The organism is Brooklawnia sp. (genome assembly GCF_049651565.1).
In the GTDB taxonomy this organism is placed as follows: domain Bacteria; phylum Actinomycetota; class Actinomycetes; order Propionibacteriales; family Propionibacteriaceae; genus Brooklawnia.
The window spans coordinates 1-15,961 of sequence record NZ_JBASCI010000221.1 but is presented as its reverse complement, the minus strand read 5'-3'; the positions used below and the strand labels follow the sequence as shown (position 1 = coordinate 15,961).

Annotated in this window: 16 protein-coding genes; 10 read left to right on the top strand and 6 right to left on the bottom strand. The window is 68.8% G+C overall.

Annotation, left to right across the window (positions count from 1 at the left end):
• Positions 1 to 2,367 (bottom strand): DNA gyrase/topoisomerase IV subunit A (locus WBL05_RS10530; RefSeq protein ID WP_424225775.1); only part of this gene is annotated, 2,367 nt, incomplete at its 3' end.
• A gap of 129 nt (positions 2,368 to 2,496) precedes the next feature.
• Positions 2,497 to 3,558 (bottom strand): App1 family protein, encoded by a 1,062-nt coding sequence (locus tag WBL05_RS10525; RefSeq protein ID WP_424225773.1) that lies wholly within the window; start codon positions 3,556 to 3,558, stop codon positions 2,497 to 2,499.
• 55 nt (positions 3,559 to 3,613) lie between these two features.
• On the opposite strand from WBL05_RS10525, the gene WBL05_RS10520 reads away from it, so the two are divergent.
• Complete coding sequence (locus WBL05_RS10520) at positions 3,614 to 4,201, top strand: DUF5998 family protein (protein ID WP_424225771.1); 588 nt, start codon at positions 3,614 to 3,616, stop codon at positions 4,199 to 4,201.
• Between the two features lies 1 nt (position 4,202).
• Complete coding sequence (locus WBL05_RS10515; protein WP_424225769.1) at positions 4,203 to 5,324, top strand: alkaline phosphatase family protein; 1,122 nt, start codon at positions 4,203 to 4,205, stop codon at positions 5,322 to 5,324.
• Positions 5,325 to 5,348: 24 nt separating this feature from the next.
• On the opposite strand, the gene sepH is transcribed toward WBL05_RS10515, so the two are convergent.
• Complete coding sequence (gene sepH / locus WBL05_RS10510) at positions 5,349 to 6,638, bottom strand: septation protein SepH (protein ID WP_424225768.1); 1,290 nt, start codon at positions 6,636 to 6,638, stop codon at positions 5,349 to 5,351.
• Positions 6,639 to 6,871: 233 nt separating this feature from the next.
• Here sepH and WBL05_RS10505 point away from each other — a divergent pair, with 233 nt between their 5' ends.
• Positions 6,872 to 7,168 (top strand): DUF4193 domain-containing protein, encoded by a 297-nt coding sequence (locus WBL05_RS10505; RefSeq protein ID WP_424225766.1) that lies wholly within the window; start codon positions 6,872 to 6,874, stop codon positions 7,166 to 7,168.
• 228 nt (positions 7,169 to 7,396) lie between these two features.
• Positions 7,397 to 7,834: a hypothetical protein gene (locus WBL05_RS10500; protein ID WP_424225764.1), complete on the top strand. Its 438-nt coding sequence runs from the start codon at positions 7,397 to 7,399 to the stop codon at positions 7,832 to 7,834.
• 82 nt (positions 7,835 to 7,916) lie between these two features.
• Here the strand turns inward: WBL05_RS10500 and WBL05_RS10495 are convergent, their stop codons facing one another.
• Positions 7,917 to 8,249, bottom strand: coding sequence for a DUF4235 domain-containing protein (locus WBL05_RS10495; RefSeq protein ID WP_424225763.1), 333 nt, complete (start codon positions 8,247 to 8,249; stop codon positions 7,917 to 7,919).
• Positions 8,250 to 8,315: 66 nt separating this feature from the next.
• On the opposite strand from WBL05_RS10495, the gene dut reads away from it, so the two are divergent.
• The 4 genes from dut (at position 8,316) to WBL05_RS10475 (ending at position 11,947) form a co-directional block, all read left to right on the top strand.
• Entirely contained in the window at positions 8,316 to 8,852 is a 537-nt protein-coding gene (dut, locus tag WBL05_RS10490) for a dUTP diphosphatase (RefSeq protein WP_424225761.1), read from the top strand.
• Positions 8,852 to 9,607, top strand: a complete 756-nt coding sequence (locus tag WBL05_RS10485) for a DUF3710 domain-containing protein (protein WP_424225777.1) — start codon at positions 8,852 to 8,854, stop codon at positions 9,605 to 9,607. The genes dut and WBL05_RS10485 overlap by 1 nt, the downstream gene beginning before the upstream one ends.
• 3 nt (positions 9,608 to 9,610) lie before the next feature.
• Complete coding sequence (locus tag WBL05_RS10480; protein WP_424225760.1) at positions 9,611 to 9,976, top strand: OB-fold nucleic acid binding domain-containing protein; 366 nt, start codon at positions 9,611 to 9,613, stop codon at positions 9,974 to 9,976.
• 603 nt (positions 9,977 to 10,579) lie between these two features.
• The gene (locus tag WBL05_RS10475; protein ID WP_424225758.1) at positions 10,580 to 11,947 is read left to right on the top strand and encodes a ferredoxin reductase family protein; all 1,368 of its coding nucleotides are present in this window, start codon (positions 10,580 to 10,582) and stop codon (positions 11,945 to 11,947) included.
• A gap of 115 nt (positions 11,948 to 12,062) precedes the next feature.
• On the opposite strand, the gene WBL05_RS10470 is transcribed toward WBL05_RS10475, so the two are convergent.
• Positions 12,063 to 12,755, bottom strand: coding sequence for a potassium channel family protein (locus tag WBL05_RS10470; protein WP_424225756.1), 693 nt, complete (start codon positions 12,753 to 12,755; stop codon positions 12,063 to 12,065).
• Between the two features lie 9 nt (positions 12,756 to 12,764).
• Complete coding sequence (locus tag WBL05_RS10465; protein ID WP_424225754.1) at positions 12,765 to 13,427, bottom strand: potassium channel family protein; 663 nt, start codon at positions 13,425 to 13,427, stop codon at positions 12,765 to 12,767.
• 137 nt (positions 13,428 to 13,564) lie between these two features.
• Here WBL05_RS10465 and WBL05_RS10460 point away from each other — a divergent pair, with 137 nt between their 5' ends.
• Together WBL05_RS10460 and WBL05_RS10455 are read left to right on the top strand one after the other, a co-directional pair.
• Positions 13,565 to 15,589 carry an APC family permease gene (locus WBL05_RS10460; RefSeq protein WP_424225753.1) on the top strand — a complete coding sequence of 675 codons (2,025 nt, stop codon included), beginning with the start codon at positions 13,565 to 13,567 and terminating at the stop codon, positions 15,587 to 15,589.
• On the top strand, positions 15,558 to 15,961 hold a 404-nt coding region (locus WBL05_RS10455; RefSeq protein ID WP_424225751.1), incomplete at its 3' end, for a TRAM domain-containing protein. The genes WBL05_RS10460 and WBL05_RS10455, both read left to right, overlap by 32 nt.

Below are 15,961 nucleotides of genomic sequence, written 5' to 3'. Positions count from 1 at the left end.
CGGCAGGTCGATCGGTGAACCCGAGGCGGCCGCGGCGATCGCCGGGCCGGGGCCCGCCCAGCCGAGCAACAGCGTGTCCTCACCCTTGAGGAAACGGTGGCAGCGCACCCCACCGGTGGCGCGTCCCTTGGCGGGGTACTCGCCGAAGTCGGTGACCTTCACACTGCCCGACTCGGTGCCCGGCAGCGAGGCCGAGCTGCCCGAGACGGTCACCACCACGGCACCGGTGGTCGGGGTGGCGCCGAAGAAGACCACGTGGGCGTCCCTGGCCAGCTTGATGCCGGCGATCCCCGATCCGCCGCGGCCCTGCGGCCGCACCGCCGAGGCGCCGAAGTGCAGCAGTTGCGCGTCGGAGCTGATGAAGACCAGGTGGTCGTCCTCGCTGTTCAGTTCGAAGGCAGCCACCACCTCGTCACCTTCGCCCAACGTGATGTACTCCCAGGAGTCCCTGCTGGTCAGGTTCTGCGGGGTGACCCGCTTGACCACCCCGTTGCGGGTGCCGACCGCCAGCCCTGGGGAGTCCTCCACGAACGAGGTGAGTCCGAGGACGCGTTCGTCCTTGCCCAGACTGACCAGTTCGCCGATTCTGGAGCCGCCCTGCAGGTTGGGTGAGGTCGCGGTGGGCGGCACCGAGGGCAGCTCGATCGCCTTCATCCTGATCAGGCGGCCGGCAGAGGTGAGGACGCCGTACTCGGCATGCGCGGTGGTGTGGATGGCATCGATGATCGCGTCGTGCCGCGACCGGGGGCCCTGAATGACCGGTGACGGTTCGCCGACGCCGTCCAGCCGCGCCACCAGCCCGGCCGAGCTGAGCATCACCAGGCAGGGGGCGTCCGGGATCTCCAGCGGCGCGGTAGTGGTCGACACCACGCCGGAGTCGGCGAGCAGCACCGTGCGGCGGGGGGTGCCGTAGCGCTTGACGACCTCATCCAGTTCGTCGCTGACCACCTTGTGCAGCACCTCGGGGTTGTCCAGGATCTCGTTGAGCCGCTCGATCCGGGACTTCAATTCATCACGTTCGGATTCCAGCTCGATCCGGCTCAGCCGGGTCAGCCGTCGCAGTTGCAGGTCGAGGATGTAGTTGGCCTGGAGCTCGGACAGCTCGAAGGCCTCCATCAGCCGGGCGCGGGCCTGGGCGACGTCGTCGGAACTGCGGATGATGGCGATCACGTCGTCGATGTCGAGCAGAGCCAGCAGCAGGCCATCGACCAGGTGCAGCCGGTCGGTCGCCCGCTTCAACTGGAACCGGGTGCGGCGGGTGGTGACGTCGATCCGGTGGTCGAGGTAAACCTGCAGCATCTCGGTGAGGCTGAGGGTGCGGGGCTGACCGTCGACCAGGGCTACCGCGTTGATCGCGAAGGTGTCCTCAAGTTTGGTCAGCCTGTACAGCTGCTCGAGCAGCACCTCGGGGTTGATGCCGTTCTTCGCCTCGATCACCAGCCGGGTGCCGTGGGTCAGGTCGGTGAGGTCCTTGACGTCGGCGATCCCGGTGATCTTCTTGCGCCCGACCAGGTCCTTGATCTGCTCGATGATCCGCTCCGGGCCGACCCCGTAGGGCAGTTCGGTCACCACGATGCCGCGGCGGCGCGGGCTGACCTGTTCGATGCGGGCGGTGGCGCGCAGCTTGAAGGTGCCTCGGCCGGACGCGTAGGCGGCCTTGACACCGTCCAGGCCGATGATGGTGCCGCCGGTGGGGAAGTCGGGGCCGGGCACGAACCGCATCAGCGAGTCCAGGTCGGCGTCGGGGTTGGCGAGCAGGCGCTTGAGCGCGCCGGTGACCTCGACCAGATTGTGCGGGGCGATGTTGGTCGCCATCCCGACCGCGATCCCGGTGGCGCCGTTGACCAGCAGGTTCGGGAAGGCGGCCGGCAGCACCGACGGCTCCAGTTCCTTGCCGTCGTAGTTGGGTTTGAAGTCGACGGTATCCTCATCGAGCCCGTCGACCATGGCCAGCGCGGCCGGGGCCAGCCGGCACTCGGTGTAGCGGTAGGCGGCCGGGCCGGCGTCCAGTGAACCGAAGTTGCCGTGGCCGTCGATGGTGGGCAGCCGCATCGACCAGTCCTGACCGAGCCGCACCAGCGCGTCGTAGATGGCGGTGTCGCCGTGCGGGTGCAGCTGGCCCATCACCTGGCCGACCACCCGGGCGCACTTGACGTGCGGCCTGTCCGGCCGCAATCCCATGTCGTGCATGGTGTAGAGGATGCGCCGCTGCACCGGCTTGAGGCCGTCGCGGGCGTCCGGTAGCGCCCGGGAGTAGATCACCGAGTAGGCGTATTCGAGGAAGCTGGTCTCCATCTCCGATGAGACGTCGACGTCGATGATGCGTTCGTCGAACTCCTCGACCTGCGTGGTGGTCCTGTTTGCCATAAGGCGCAGTTCTCCTGATCATGGGCTCCGGGCAGCCCGGGCGGTTCGCTTCTCGCGCGTGGAAAGCTGATCAGCTGAACTGTAGCGGCTGGCACCGACACCGCACCGCCGCGGCACTGTGCGGGCAGGTCAGCCGCTGCGGTCACCGGGTCGGGAGCGGAGCACCCGCTTCAGTTCGGCGGCCAGCTCGTCGCCGTCGGCCCCGGTGACCTCGGGGACGACCGGCGGCTCCCAGCGCAGTTCGGCGCTGTCCTTCAGCACCGCAACAGTGCCGTGCGCGAGCATCTGCTCGGTCGCCGACAACTGCCGGATGGCGATTGCCCGCACGTGCCCCGGCCGCAGCTCGGCGAATTCTCGGTAGATCGCGGGATCGTGCTGGCCGTCGTCGCCGATCAGCAGCCACTTGATGTTCGGGAAGTCGCGGGCCAGCTCCGCCAAGGCCCGGCTCTTGTGCTCGCGGCCGCTGCGGAACCAGCGGGTCTGGGTGGGTCCGAAGTCGGTCAGCAGCATCGGCCCCCGCGGGAAGCCGTGCCGCTTCATGAAGCGGTTGAGGAAGGGCAGGGTGTTCCACGACCCGGTGGACACGTAGATGATCGGGGCGCCCGGGTGTTCGGCCAGCAGCCGCTGGTACAGCCGGGCCATGCCGGGCACCGCCAGCCGGTTGCCCTCGGTGAGGAAGAACGAGTTCCAGACGGCCAGGAAGAGCCGGGGGATCCAGGTCGACAAGATGGTGTCGTCGATATCGCTGATCAGACCGAACTCCTGCGCGGAGTCGACCACCCGGACCGGGGCCCGGGTCGGCGGGGCCTCGTCGGTGCTGATGGTGACGTACTTCAGACCATGCATGCTGGCGCTGGTGCGCACGTTCACGTCGATGTAGCCACCGGCGTCGGTGACCAGCTCCAGCTCGTCGTCGCCCACCTTCACCGTCACCGGACGCCTCGGCACCGGCGCGGTGACGAAGTTGCGCCAGCCGCGCCGCTGCAGGAAGGTCTCGGTGTACATGCCCAGGTAGGTCTTGGGTTTGGACGGCCGCAGGGTCAACCTGCCAAGGACGCGGACGTGCTCGTCGGTGCCGTATCCGGTGAACGGGACGATGGCCTCCCGCCATCCCCTTCGGCGCAGCGCCCGTACCACGTGCCGGGTGACGAAGTCATCGATGCGCACACCGACGAACTGCCGAGACTTCATTGCGCCAGCCTAGCGATGAGTGTTGATCGGCCGACGCAGGTGGCAGGATGGTCGGGTGAGGCAAGAACCAAAGGTGAACCGGGTCCTGCTGCCGTCCGACTTGGTCGACGAGATCAACGACTGCGGCTTCTTCCCCCAACTGGTGACCGATTCGGTGGCGTTGGCGGTCGGCGACGAGGCGGTGGAGGCCCACCTGGTGCAGCACGAGGCCACCTTCTCCCACGAGGGGATTGCCCGCCACATGTCGGTTCTGGTGCTGACGCCCACCCGGCTGGTGGTCAGCCACACCGATGACCACACCGATGACCCGCAGGGCGCCGCCGCGGTCAGCTCAACGGAGTCGGTTCCGCTGCAGTTGCTGGGCGCGGTGGCGCTCAGTCGCGTGGTGGCCAACCCCGAGCGGTTCGGCACCAAGTCCGCCGAGGTCGTCGAGACCTGGTTGACGCTGAGCTGGAACACGATGCGCAAGATCGATTTGGAGCCGGCCACCTGCGGCGACCCCAACTGTGAGGCCGACCACGGCTACACCGGTTCGGTGATGGCCGAGGACATGGTGATCAGGATGAGTCCCGCCGCCGACGGCCCCGAGCAGGTTGGCAGGTTGGTGGCGTTCGGCACCGCCCTGCAGCGACGAGTGCGTTGAAGTGGCCCGCCTGATCCCGCCCGAGTACGGCCGGCGCACCCTGGCTGAAGTTCTGCCCGCAGTCGCCGCGCACCTTTCCCCCGAGCTGGGTGCGCAGGACGTGCTGGGGCTGCCCCCGGCCAGCAGGTACGTGCTGGTGATGGTGGACGGCCTGGGTCACCAGTTGCTCAGCCGCGACCGGGCACGGGCACCTTACCTGTCGGGCCTGCTCGACGACGCCCTCGTCCTGACCACTGCGGTGCCGTCGACCACCGCCACGTCGCTGACCACGCTCGGCACCGGCTGCGTCCCCGGGCAGCACGGCATCGTCGGCTACTCGTTCCGGGCGCTGGGTGAGGTCATCAACGCCCTCACCTGGGACGACCGGCTCGATCCCCTGACCTTCCAGCCGCAGCCCACCTGGCTGCAGCGGATGTCGGAGGCCGGGATCACTGTCAGCACGGTGTCGCTGGCCGACTTCGAGGGCAGCGGCCTGACCGGCGCCGCACTGCGCGGCCCCACCTTCGTCCGGCTGGACGACGAGTTGGACGACGACGCCCGGGTCAACCGGGTGGTGGCGGCGTCCCGGGCGGGGCAGCGGTCGCTGGTCTACGCCTATGAGCGTCGCCTCGACCACACCGGCCACGGAAAGGGCTGCGGCTCGGAGGACTGGCGGGCGGTGCTGGACGGCACCGACGCCTGGCTTGAGCAGCTGCGCAACGCCCTCGATCCCGCCACCGTCCTGCTCATAACCGGTGACCACGGCATGGTGGACGTGCCGAGCGAGCACCAACTGGTCATCGAGGACACCCCCGGGCTGGCCAGTGGGCTGGACCTGATCGGCGGTGAGGGACGCTTCCGGCAGCTCTACACCGAGCGGCCGGACGAGGTGGCCGCCCGCTGGCGGCGGCGACTCGGAGAGCGGGCGGTCGTCCGGCTGCGCGAAGAAGCGATCGAGGACGGCTGGTTCGGCGAGGTGGCCGACCGGATGGCGCCGCGGATCGGCGATGTCGTGGTGGCGCTGCAGGGTACCTGGGCGTTGATGACGCTCAGCAAGCCGGGCGAGTTCACCCTGGTCGGCCAGCACGGTTCGCTGACCGCGGAGGAGATGTGCGTTCCGCTGCTGGTCGACAGCTTCGACTGAGCGCACCGCCCGGTCGGGGGCGGGTTACTGCTGCTCGGGTGGCTGCGGGCCGCCGAACATGATCTCGTCCCAGGTTGGCACCGAGGCGCGCTTGCGGCGCTTGGCCGGTCGCGGTGCGGGCTTGGGTGCAGGATCGCCCAGCAGGGTGTCCTGCTCTGACGCCTCGGCTTCACTCGGCGGCGTGGCGGGCTGCTGCGCCGGTGGTGCGGTAGCCGGACGCGTCCCGGCCGGCGACGCAGGCCTCGGTCTGGGCGTGGCCTGCTGTGCCGGTTGATGGGCCTCCGGGGTGGGTTCGGGCTGCGGCTGGCCGGGTTCGGCTTGCGGTTGCTGCTGCACCGGCCTGGCCGCCGGGGCCGACTTCTGTCGCTGCTGCACCTTCGGCCGTTGGGTTGACCGGGCCGTCGACTGCGTCCTGGTCTGCGGCCTGGGCCGCGGCTTCGGGGCCGGTTCTGGCTCGGGGCTGGCTGTCGGCTCCGGTTGGCCAGTGGTTTGTGGTTCTGGGTGCTCCGGGCGGGGCTGCTCGGGCTCGGACTGGTCAGCCTCGGGCTGCTCGGCCTCGCTGGGGGCGTGGACGGGCTGGGTGAGGCCGGCGTAGATGCGCACCGAGTCCTCGTTGAACCCGGCGAGCATGTCATACAGCACGTCCATGTCGCCGCGCGGGTTGGGGATGATGTCGTACACCCCGTCAAACTGTTCCAGCTCGGCAGGGGAGTAGTCGTCGGGTTCGCGCTCGCCGGTGTGCTCGCCGGGAAGCCGGATGATTCGGGCGGATGGCTGGTCTGGCACCACCGCCGGCGGTTCGGTGTCGGCCTGCACCGCCCGGACGATGGCCAGCTCGTCGTTGAGGTCGATGGTGGGCTCGGAATCAGGGTCGGTGGGGCTCTCGGCCACCGGTGTGGCCTCACTGATCAGATCTCGGGCGGCGTCGTTCGCCGCGGTCGACGCCCGGCCTCGCATGTCGAAGTCGAACAACCCCCGCTGGTCGGCGCCCTCGGTCGGCCAGGTCACCGACACCGTCCAGCGCCGGTTCTCGTCTCGCCAGGCGTCCCACTTGATCTGTTCCACCTCGACGCCCACCCGCTCCAGCGCCTCGGTGACGACCTCACCGAGCAACCGGGGTGAACTCGACTCACCGCGCCGCCGAACCTGCGACTCCCGGGCCAAGGATGCGGCGTGCTCCCGCTCGGCCAGCACCGGGCCGGCGTAGACGTCGATCTGCTCAACGGGCACGCCGGCAGCCTCCGCGACTTCGGCCAGTGACTCGCCACCACGAATCCGTGCCTGAATCTCGCGCGGAGTCAGTGCGCTTTCCATCTAGCGGTCTCCTGCTGCTCGAGTTGGGTGCAGATTCCGGCGCCATCGCTGCCGAAAGCCTTGACGAGTAACCTACCCCCGGTGTCGAAGGTCGGGTGGCTGGCGCGCCGTTTCCGCATCTTGGCAGAGAGTTGCCCCAGGGGACGTGCTATTTGGAGATGTGTGGTACAACAGCGTTCGTTGTTCGACTCGAAACACCGGGTCGCACCCCATGCCAAGCTTGAAAGGTCACGATGGCAACTGACTACGACGCTCCTCGCAAGTCTGACGAGGAGATGAGCGAGGATTCCCTCGAGGAGCTCAAGAGTCGTCGCAATGACAAGACCTCCGGGCAGGTTGACGAGGACGAGGTGGAGGCCGCCGAGGCCTTCGAACTGCCAGGTGCAGACCTGTCCCACGAAGAACTGACTGTCCGCGTCCTGCCGAAGCAGGCCGACGAGTTCACCTGTGCCTCCTGCTTCCTGGTCAAGCACCGGAGCCAGCTGGCCGAGAGCCGCAACGGTCTCGACTACTGTGTCGACTGCGTCTGATCGGACGTAGCACGGCCCACTGCCCCTACCGCAGGTGGCGCGCAGTGAGCGTCCCGACAGCAAGGGTCTCCGCCGGTGGCGGGGACCCTTTGTCTTTACAGCGTCGTTAGCATCCGCAGCCTGATGACAGCAGCCCTCATCGGCAGTAGTTTCGGCGCAGGTCGTTGCGGGAGATCTCCGGACGACCACGAGGTCCCGAGGGCAATGATGACAACCGTCTCAGCCGAAATGCGCCAACCCCTACTGAACCCCGCCGACGTGGTCGACGTCTTCGTCTACGTCGTGGTGCTGAATCTGGCGGCGGAGTACCTGCCGGCCGTGATCACCGAGACTTTCACCCTCTCGCTGCTCACCGCAATCCTCCTCAAGGTCGTCCTCGAACTGGTGGTGCTGCTGAAGGATCGCGCGAAGCGTCGGTTGAAGACGTCCACCGGCGTGGCCGGCAAGACACTGGGCGTGCTGCTGCTTTGGGCGGTCCTGATCGGCAGCAAGTTCGTGGTGCTCGAATCGGTGGCGCTGCTGTTCGCCGACCAGGTCCGGCTGGGTGGGTTCTGGGCCGTGACCGGGCTGATCTTCGCGCTGCTGCTGGCCCGCAAGGGCGTCCGCAAGCTGCTGAGCAGGCCAGCTGTCGTGGCGGCGCCGACCGCAGCTGCAACGCCAGGCTGAGCTGGCCAGCCGGCCACGTCCCGGGGCAGGTTCGATCAGGACACCCGATCGCGACAAACGCAGCAGACGCGGCGGCGTCCGGTCAGCTCTTGCGGGCCTTCTTCGAACTGCTCCTGACCAGCCGCTGACCCTCATCGGAGGAGTCGGTGCGGCCCAGCGTGGCGTAGCGATTCGCGGCCACCCGGCGCGCCAGCACCTGCACCACGGCCACGCCAACCGCGCTGGCGGCGACCCAGGCCACCGCTGCGACGGTCGAAGCGTCCGGGTCATCCGGATCGGGCGGCTCCTGCCCGGTGATCGACTTCCAACTACCGCGGATCAGCTTCTGCACCGCGAAGGTGGAAATGGCGGCCAACGCGCCGGCCATTATCTTGAACTCCAGGCTCGAGGCCCGATCATGCTTCTCGTTGCTCACGGCAGCAATCCTAGGGGGCACGTCTCCCCGGTGTCGCGGGCACGACGAACCGCTACCCTTGCACCAATGAGCCAGCACCATCCCGACGGTGGTCCGGTGGTCGCGCTGCGGCTGCTGGACGAGGGCCTGCCGATTCCGAGCTACGCACACCCCGGGGACGCCGGGGCCGACCTCGCCACCGCAGTCGATGTGGTGATCGAGCCGGGAGAACGGGTCCTGGTGCCGACCGGGGTGGCGATCGCGCTGCCCGAGGGCTATGGCGGGTTCGTGCATCCCCGGTCCGGGCTGGCCGCGCGCAGCGGTCTGACCATCGTCAACGCGCCCGGCACCGTGGACGCCGGCTACCGCGGCCAGATCATGGTCTGCCTGCTGAACACCGACCGGCACACCCCGATCGTGTTGCGGCGCGGTGACCTGATCGCCCAACTCGTGGTGCAGCCGGTCGTGCGCGTCCGGTTTGAGCCGGTTGCGGAGCTGCCGACCAGCGCCCGCGGCGACGGCGGCCACGGATCGACCGGCGGCATCCGGGCGTGGGCCGCGGACACGCCGGCCCAGCAGCCGGGGGTTAGGCTGGATCCGATCGAAGAGGGGGACCAGCCGTGATCTTTGGCCGATTCAAGCGTGAAGAGCGCGATGCTGACCAGCTGGACGACGAAGTCGTCGAGCAGGAGCTGGCGACCGAACCTGCCGACGCGGACGCCGAGGAGGAGCAGGATGACCGCGACGAGTGGGAGCGGCTGGACGCCAGCCGCGACTGGCGTCAGGACGGCCCGTTTGACATCAGCGAGGTCGACCTGGAGGCCGATGACGTCGAGCGCCTCGACTTCGGATGCGTGGTGCTGACACCTTTCGATGGCATGCAGATGCAGTTGCAGGTCGACCAGCGCACCAAGAAGGTGCAGGCTGCATTGGTGATGGCGGGGCCGTCCGCGATCGAGATCGCCCTGTTCGCGGCGCCGGCCCAGACCTCCATGGTGGCCGACATCCGGGCCGAGATGGTGGCCGCGACCGAGAAGGCCGGCGGCAAGGTCAGTCTGGTCGAAGGGCCGTTCGGCACCGAGGTCCGGCGCATCATCCCGATGAAGGACCCCAAGGGCAACCGGGTCTTCCACGTCTCCCGAACCTGGTTCGCCCAGGGGCCGCGCTGGCTGCTGCGTGGGGTGCTGATGGGTGAGGCCGGCCAGGCGTCGGGTATCGACGGGGTGTCGGAGCTGCTGTACGAGTTCTTCAGCAACACCGTGGTGCGCCGCGACCAGCAACCGCGGGTGCCCGGCGACCTGATCCCGATGACGCTGCCCGCCTCGATGGTCAAGTCGGCGCCCGGTGGCGATACCGCCCCGGAACAGGCCAAGGGATAGGACGTGCTGCGGCTGCGACTGCCGCAACGGCTGCGGCGGCTGTTGTCGTCCCACCAGGAGTTGGTGGCCGACGAACTCGCCCGGGACGCGATCGCCTCCGGCGCCACCCCGATCGCCCAATTGAGTCAACACCAGGTGGGCACCGCGCAGGGCACCGTCGCGATGCTGACGCTGAACCCGCGCAGCGGCAGCGCCTGGCTGGAGGCCGACCTCAACGACGGCACCGGCACGCTGAAGCTGATCTGGATGGGACGGCGGGTGATCCCCGGCATCCTGCCGGGGGTGAAGTTACGCGTCCACGGGCGGATCTCGCTTCACGAGGGCAACCCGGCGGTGTTCAATCCCGGCTACGAGATCGTGGCCGACTGACTCGTTGCGCTTGTCGCCGCCTGAATCGGCGGGCTGGTCCCGGGGTGCCCCAGGAAGCCTCTCGACGGGCAGTATCCGTCGGGGCTGCCGGGTAGTGCGCGCCCGGGGGCGTGTGGCGTGCAGCGCGGCGGTCGGGGCGGTCGACTCGTGGATCACGCCCGCCCCACGGGTGTTTGGTGACCCCCTCCGCGTGCACTATCGGGGGTCACGGCCGGAAACTGCACGCCCCGAGGGCGTTCCGCGGACACTATCCGTCGCCGTCGCAGGGAACTGCACGCCCGGGCGTCGCCGCCCGCGGCTTGGCCCGATGCGGCGCCCTGTTGCCGTTCATCATTGGTCATCTCGTCACCGGAAGGTGCACGCTCGGGGCGTTGCGCCGCTGGTTGGTCCATCGGGTGACCCAGGATCCCGCCGCGGACACTATCCGTCGCCGTCGCCGGAACCCGCACGCCCCGAGGGCGTTCCGCGGACACTATCCGTCGCCGTCGCCGGAATCTGCACTCCCCGAGCACGCCTCAAATGAAACCTAAGAATTGAAGCCTCAACCGCCTCCGGCGTTTTCCGGAGCTGCGCCGCCATGTAGCGTGGAAACCGGAGGTGCCGATGACCCGATCCGAAGAAGTTCGCCCGACCGACGTCTCCACGGTTCCCGTGGTGGAATCCCGACGGGCCCGACTGTGGGTGGCCATCTTTTTCGTGGTTACCCTCGCCCCGCTGGTGATCGCACTGGCCGCACCCGGCCCGTCCCGCAGCTTCGGAACCGAATTGGGCGCTGCGGTGGGCCTGGCCGCGATGTCGCTGATGGGCTGGCAGTTCATCCTGACCGCCCGGCTGGGCTTCCTGGCCGCCGTCTTCCCGACCGACACCCTGTATGCGTTCCACCGGAACGTGATGATCTGGGGCGGCGGCCTGGCGCTCGCCCACCCACTGATCCTGGTCATCGACCAGCCCGAGCGGTTGAGCTGGCTGGATCCGCTGGACTGGCCACGCGGCCCGGCCCTGCTCTTCGTCGTGCTGGCGCTGCTGGCACTGCTCGGCACCTCGCTGTGGCGGATGGTCATCAGGTTGCGCTACGACGTCTGGCGCTACATCCACCTGGTGCTCAGCTACGCGGTCGCCGTGATCGCCATGGGCCACCTGCTGCTGGTCAACCACCACACCGCCAACCCGGTGCTGCGCGGCTGGTGGTACGCCTGCATCGCGGTCTGGTTCTCGGTCTTGGTGTACGTGCGGTTCGTGCGTCCGCTCCGGCAGGCCAGGCGTCCCTGGCAGGTGGTCGAGGTGCGCGCCGAGCACGGTGGGGCGTGGACGCTGGAGCTGGCCCCGGTGGGCCACGCCGGCATGACGTTCATGGCCGGCCAGTTCGCCTGGCTCAAGGTCGCCGACGAGACGCACCCGGTCTGGCCGCGGGACAACCCGTTCTCAATGGCGTCCTCCGCCGAGCGGCCGGACCGGATCGAGTTCACCATCCAGGAGGCCGGCGACTTCACGAGCCGGATCAAACACCTGCAGCCCGGCCAGCGGGTCTACCTGGAGGGCCCGTTCGGCACCTTCGACCTCGACCAGCACCTCGGCGAGGGCTACGTCTTCATCGCCGGCGGCTCCGGCGCGGTGCCAGTGCTGAGCATGTTGCGCACGATGGCCGACCGGCAGGATGGCCACCCGGTCTACTTCTTCTACGGCAATCCCACCTGGGACGACGTGGCCTTCCGCGAGGAGTTGGCCGATCTCGAGCAGCGGCTCCACCTGCAGGTGGTGCACGTCCTCAGCGACGCCCAGCCGGACGACTGGCAGGGCGAGACGGGCTTTGTCACCGCCGAGCTGATGGCCCGCTACCTGCCCGATGAGCGCGCCGACTGGGAGTACTTCGTCTGCGGCCCGCTGCCGATGATCGAGGCCGTCGAGGCGGCTCTCGACGAGCTCGGGGTGCCCGGGCGCCACGTCCACACCGAAAACTACCAGATGGCCTAGGAGGGACATGCAGGACACTTACGCCCGGCGAATCCTGATCACCACGGTCGCCAGCATCCTGGGGCTCTGCCTGCTGTTCGCCTTCGCGGTGGGCGGCTGAGCAGGCCAGGGCACCTCAGCCGCGAGCGGCCGCGTCGGGGACGGGGCGCTGGTCGCCGGCCAGGATGCGGCGCAACGCCGGCTCCGCTTCGGCGGAGCTGACCAGCAGCAGTTCATCGCCGCCCTCAAGGGCAGCGTCCGGTTCGGGGCTGCGGGGGACGCCATCGCGGACGATCGCCACCAGCACCGCCCCGACCGGCATCTCGATGTCGCGCACCCGGCGTCCAGCGGCCGGGGAGTCGTCCGGCAGCGTCAGCTCGACCAGCGACGACGATCCCTTCCTGAACGTCAGCAGCCGGACGACGTCCCCGACGGTGACCGCCTCCTCAACCAGCGCCGACATGATCCGCGGTGTCGACACCGCCACGTCGACACCCCACTGCTCATCGAAGAGCCACTCGTTGCTCGGGTGGTTCACCCGGGCCACCGTGCGTCCCACCCCGAACTCGGTCTTGGCGAGCAGGGTGTGCACCAGGTTGACCTTGTCGTCGCCGGTGGCTGCGATCGATACGTCGAAGGTCTGCAGTTCGGCCTCCTGCAGCGAGCCCATCTCGCAGGCATCAGCGAGTAGCCACTCGGCGTCCGGCACTGTCTCGGACCGGATGGCGTGCGGGTTGCGCTCGATCAGCAGGACCTCGTGGCCGTTGGCCAGCAACTCCAGCGCGATGGACCGGCCGACGTTGCCGGCTCCCACGATGCAGACCCGCATGCTGGCCTCCTAGTGTCGGGGTGGGTTGGCGGCGAGCTTGGTCCTGACCTCGGTCAGCCGGTCGGTCCTGATGGCGACCCATATCTGGTCATCAGCCTGCAGGACAGTCCGCGGGCCGGGGCAGGTGCCACGTCCGAACCGGCTCAGGAACGGCACCCTGGCGTCGATGGCCGCCTCGACGCGGCTGATCGGCATGCCCACCCAGCCGTCGGCGTAGCGCAGCCGAACCAGGCAGGTGTCCTGGCTCGGGTCGAGCCACTCCGGGGACACGTCGGTGGGCAGCAGCTTCATCATCACCTGGGCCGCCGCCCAGCGCACGGTCGCCACCGTCGCGATGCCGAGCCGCTCGTAGACCTCGGCGCGGGCCTGGTCGTAGACCCGGGCCACCACGTTGGTGATGCCGAACTGCTCGCGCACCACCCGGGCAGCCAGGATGTTTGAGTTGTCGCCGCTGGACACCGCCGCGAAGCCGTCGGCGTCCTGGATGCCCGCCCGCAGCAGCACCTGCCTGTCGAAGCCGACGCCGTGCACGGTGCGGCCGCTGAAGTCGGGGCCCAGCCGGCGGAAGGCGTCCACGTCCAGGTCGATCACCGAGACCGAGTGGCCCCGGGCATCCAGGCTGCGGGCCAGCGTCGAGCCCACCCGGCCGCAGCCCATGATGACGATGTCCATCCCAGCTCCTCCGCCGGTGTTTTGCAGGCAGCACGCTACACCCGTGCCGATCAGGTGCAAAGAGTCGGCGAAGGCCGGGAGAATTGGTTGCCACAGGGGTATTGCGTGGCGCCCGCGCAGGCGTACAGTTCTCGGCCGTGAGTGTTTGGGACGCCACCAAACGGGTCCTGGTCGGACCGAAACTCGCCAGCCGCCGGCTGGGCGAGACCCTGCTCCCCAAGCGCATCGCGTTACCGGTCTTCGCGTCGGACGCCCTGAGCTCTGTCGCCTACGCCCCCGATGAGATCCTGATCACCCTGTCGCTGGCCGGGATGGCGGGATTCGCGTACTCACTGCCGGTGGCCATGGCGGTGGCTGCCGTGATGCTGATCGTGGTGGCGTCCTACCGTCAGGTGGTGCACGCCTACCCGTCGGGCGGTGGCGACTACGAGGTGGCGACGGTCAACCTCGGCCCGAACGCCGGCCTCACCGTCGCCAGCGCGCTGCTTGTCGACTACGTGCTGACCGTGGCGGTGTCGGTGAGTTCCGGCATTCAGAACGCCAAGTCGATGTTCCCGTTCCTGGCCGGCCACGAGGGCACCTGGGCCGCGATCGTCATCGTCGCGATCATGGCGATGAACCTGCGTGGAGTGCGCGAATCGGGCAGCTTCTTCGCGGTCCCCACGTATGCCTTCATGATCTCGGTCGGTGCGATGGTGCTGTGGGGGTTCACCCAGATCTTCGTGCTGGGCCGCGAGCTGCGGGCCGAGACCGCCGACTACACCGTGGTCGGACCGCCGTCCTACGACCCGTTCGTCGGGTTGGTGATGGTGATGCTGCTGGCTCGCACCTTCTCGTCCGGCTGTGCGGCGCTGACCGGGGTGGAGGCGATCAGCAACGGGGTGCCGAACTTCCGCAAGCCCAAGTCGGCGAACGCGGCGACCACCCTGCTGCTGCTCGGCACCATCGCGGTGTCGATGCTGCTCGGCATCGTGTCGATGGCGCGCCTGACCGGGGTGAAGATGCTGGACATCCGCGACGGGGTCTACTTCGTCACACCCACCGGTGAGCAGATCCACGAAGAGGCCACCACCGTGATGGGCCAGCTGGCCCAGGTGGTCTTCTACGACTCGTTCCGGCCCGGCTTCTACTTCCTGATCACCGTCACCGTGATCATCCTGTTCCTGGCCGCCAACACCGCCTTCAACGGGTTCCCGACGCTGGGGTCGATCCTGGCCAGGGACGGCTGGCTGCCGCACCAGTTGCACAGCCGGGGCGATCGGCTGGCGTTCAGCAACGGCATCCTGATGCTGGCCGGTGGGGCGGTCGCGCTGGTGCTGATCTTCGACGCCTCGGTGACGATGCTGATCCAGATGTACGTGGTCGGGGTGTTCATCTCGTTCACCCTCAGCCAGACCGGCATGGTCAGGCACTGGACGCGTCACCTGCGCACCGAGGACGACCCCGCCGTCCGGGCGGCAATGATCCGATCGCGGCTGGTCAACTCGGTTGGGCTGGTAGCCACCGGCACCGTGCTGGTGGTGGTGCTGCTCAGCAAGTTCATCCATGGCGCTTGGATGGCGATCCTGGCCATGGTCACGATCTTCGTGCTGATGAAGCTGATCCACGGGCACTATGACCAGGTGGCCCGTGAGACCGCGCTGGACGACCCGTCCGACCGCGCGCTGCCCAGCCGGGTGCGGGCGATCATCCTGGTCAACGCGGTGAACAAGCCCACCGTCAAGGCGGTGCAGTTCGCCCGCGCCACCATGCCGGGCGTCATCGAGGCGGTCACGGTGGCGGTGGACGCCGACGAGACCGCCCGGCTGGTCGCCGACTGGGAGGCCGAGGACTTGCCGATCCGGCTGCGGGTGATCGACTCGCCGTACCGGCAGATCACCCAACCCTTCATCGACTACGTCAAGCAGGTCCGTACCGACAATCCGCGCGACGTGGTCTGCATCTACATCCCCGAGTACGTGGTGGGGCACTGGTGGGAGTCGCTGCTGCACAACCAGACCGCGCTGCTGATCCGCACCCGGCTGCACTTCATGCCGGGGGTTATGGTGACGTCGGTGCCCTACCAGTTGGGCTCCGGGCAGTCGCGAGCGCTCCAGCAGGCGACGGCCGAAGAGCAGATGAAGGACGCCGATGCCCAACGAATCGCCCGTCGCCAGCCGTGAGGTTCTCGGGCCGGTTGAGCTGGGACCGATCGCGCACGGCGGGCATTGCGTGGCCCGGGTCGACGGCCGGGTGGTCTTCGTCCGGCACGGGATCCCGGGGGAGCGGGTCATGCTGCGCGTCACCGATGCCTCCAAGCCGCGGTTCTGGTGGGGTGAGGTGGCGCGGGTGCTGGACGCGTCGCCCGACCGGGTGGTGCCGCCGTGCCCGATCGCCGGACGCTGTGGCGGTTGCGACTTCCAGCACGTGGCGCTGCCGCGGCAGCGCGAGCTGAAGGCCCAGGTGGTTGCCGAGCAGTTGCGCCGGCTCGCCCGCATCGAGTGGCCGGTGGTGGTGGAGCCGGTGCCCGGCGACGTCGACGGCCTGGACTACCG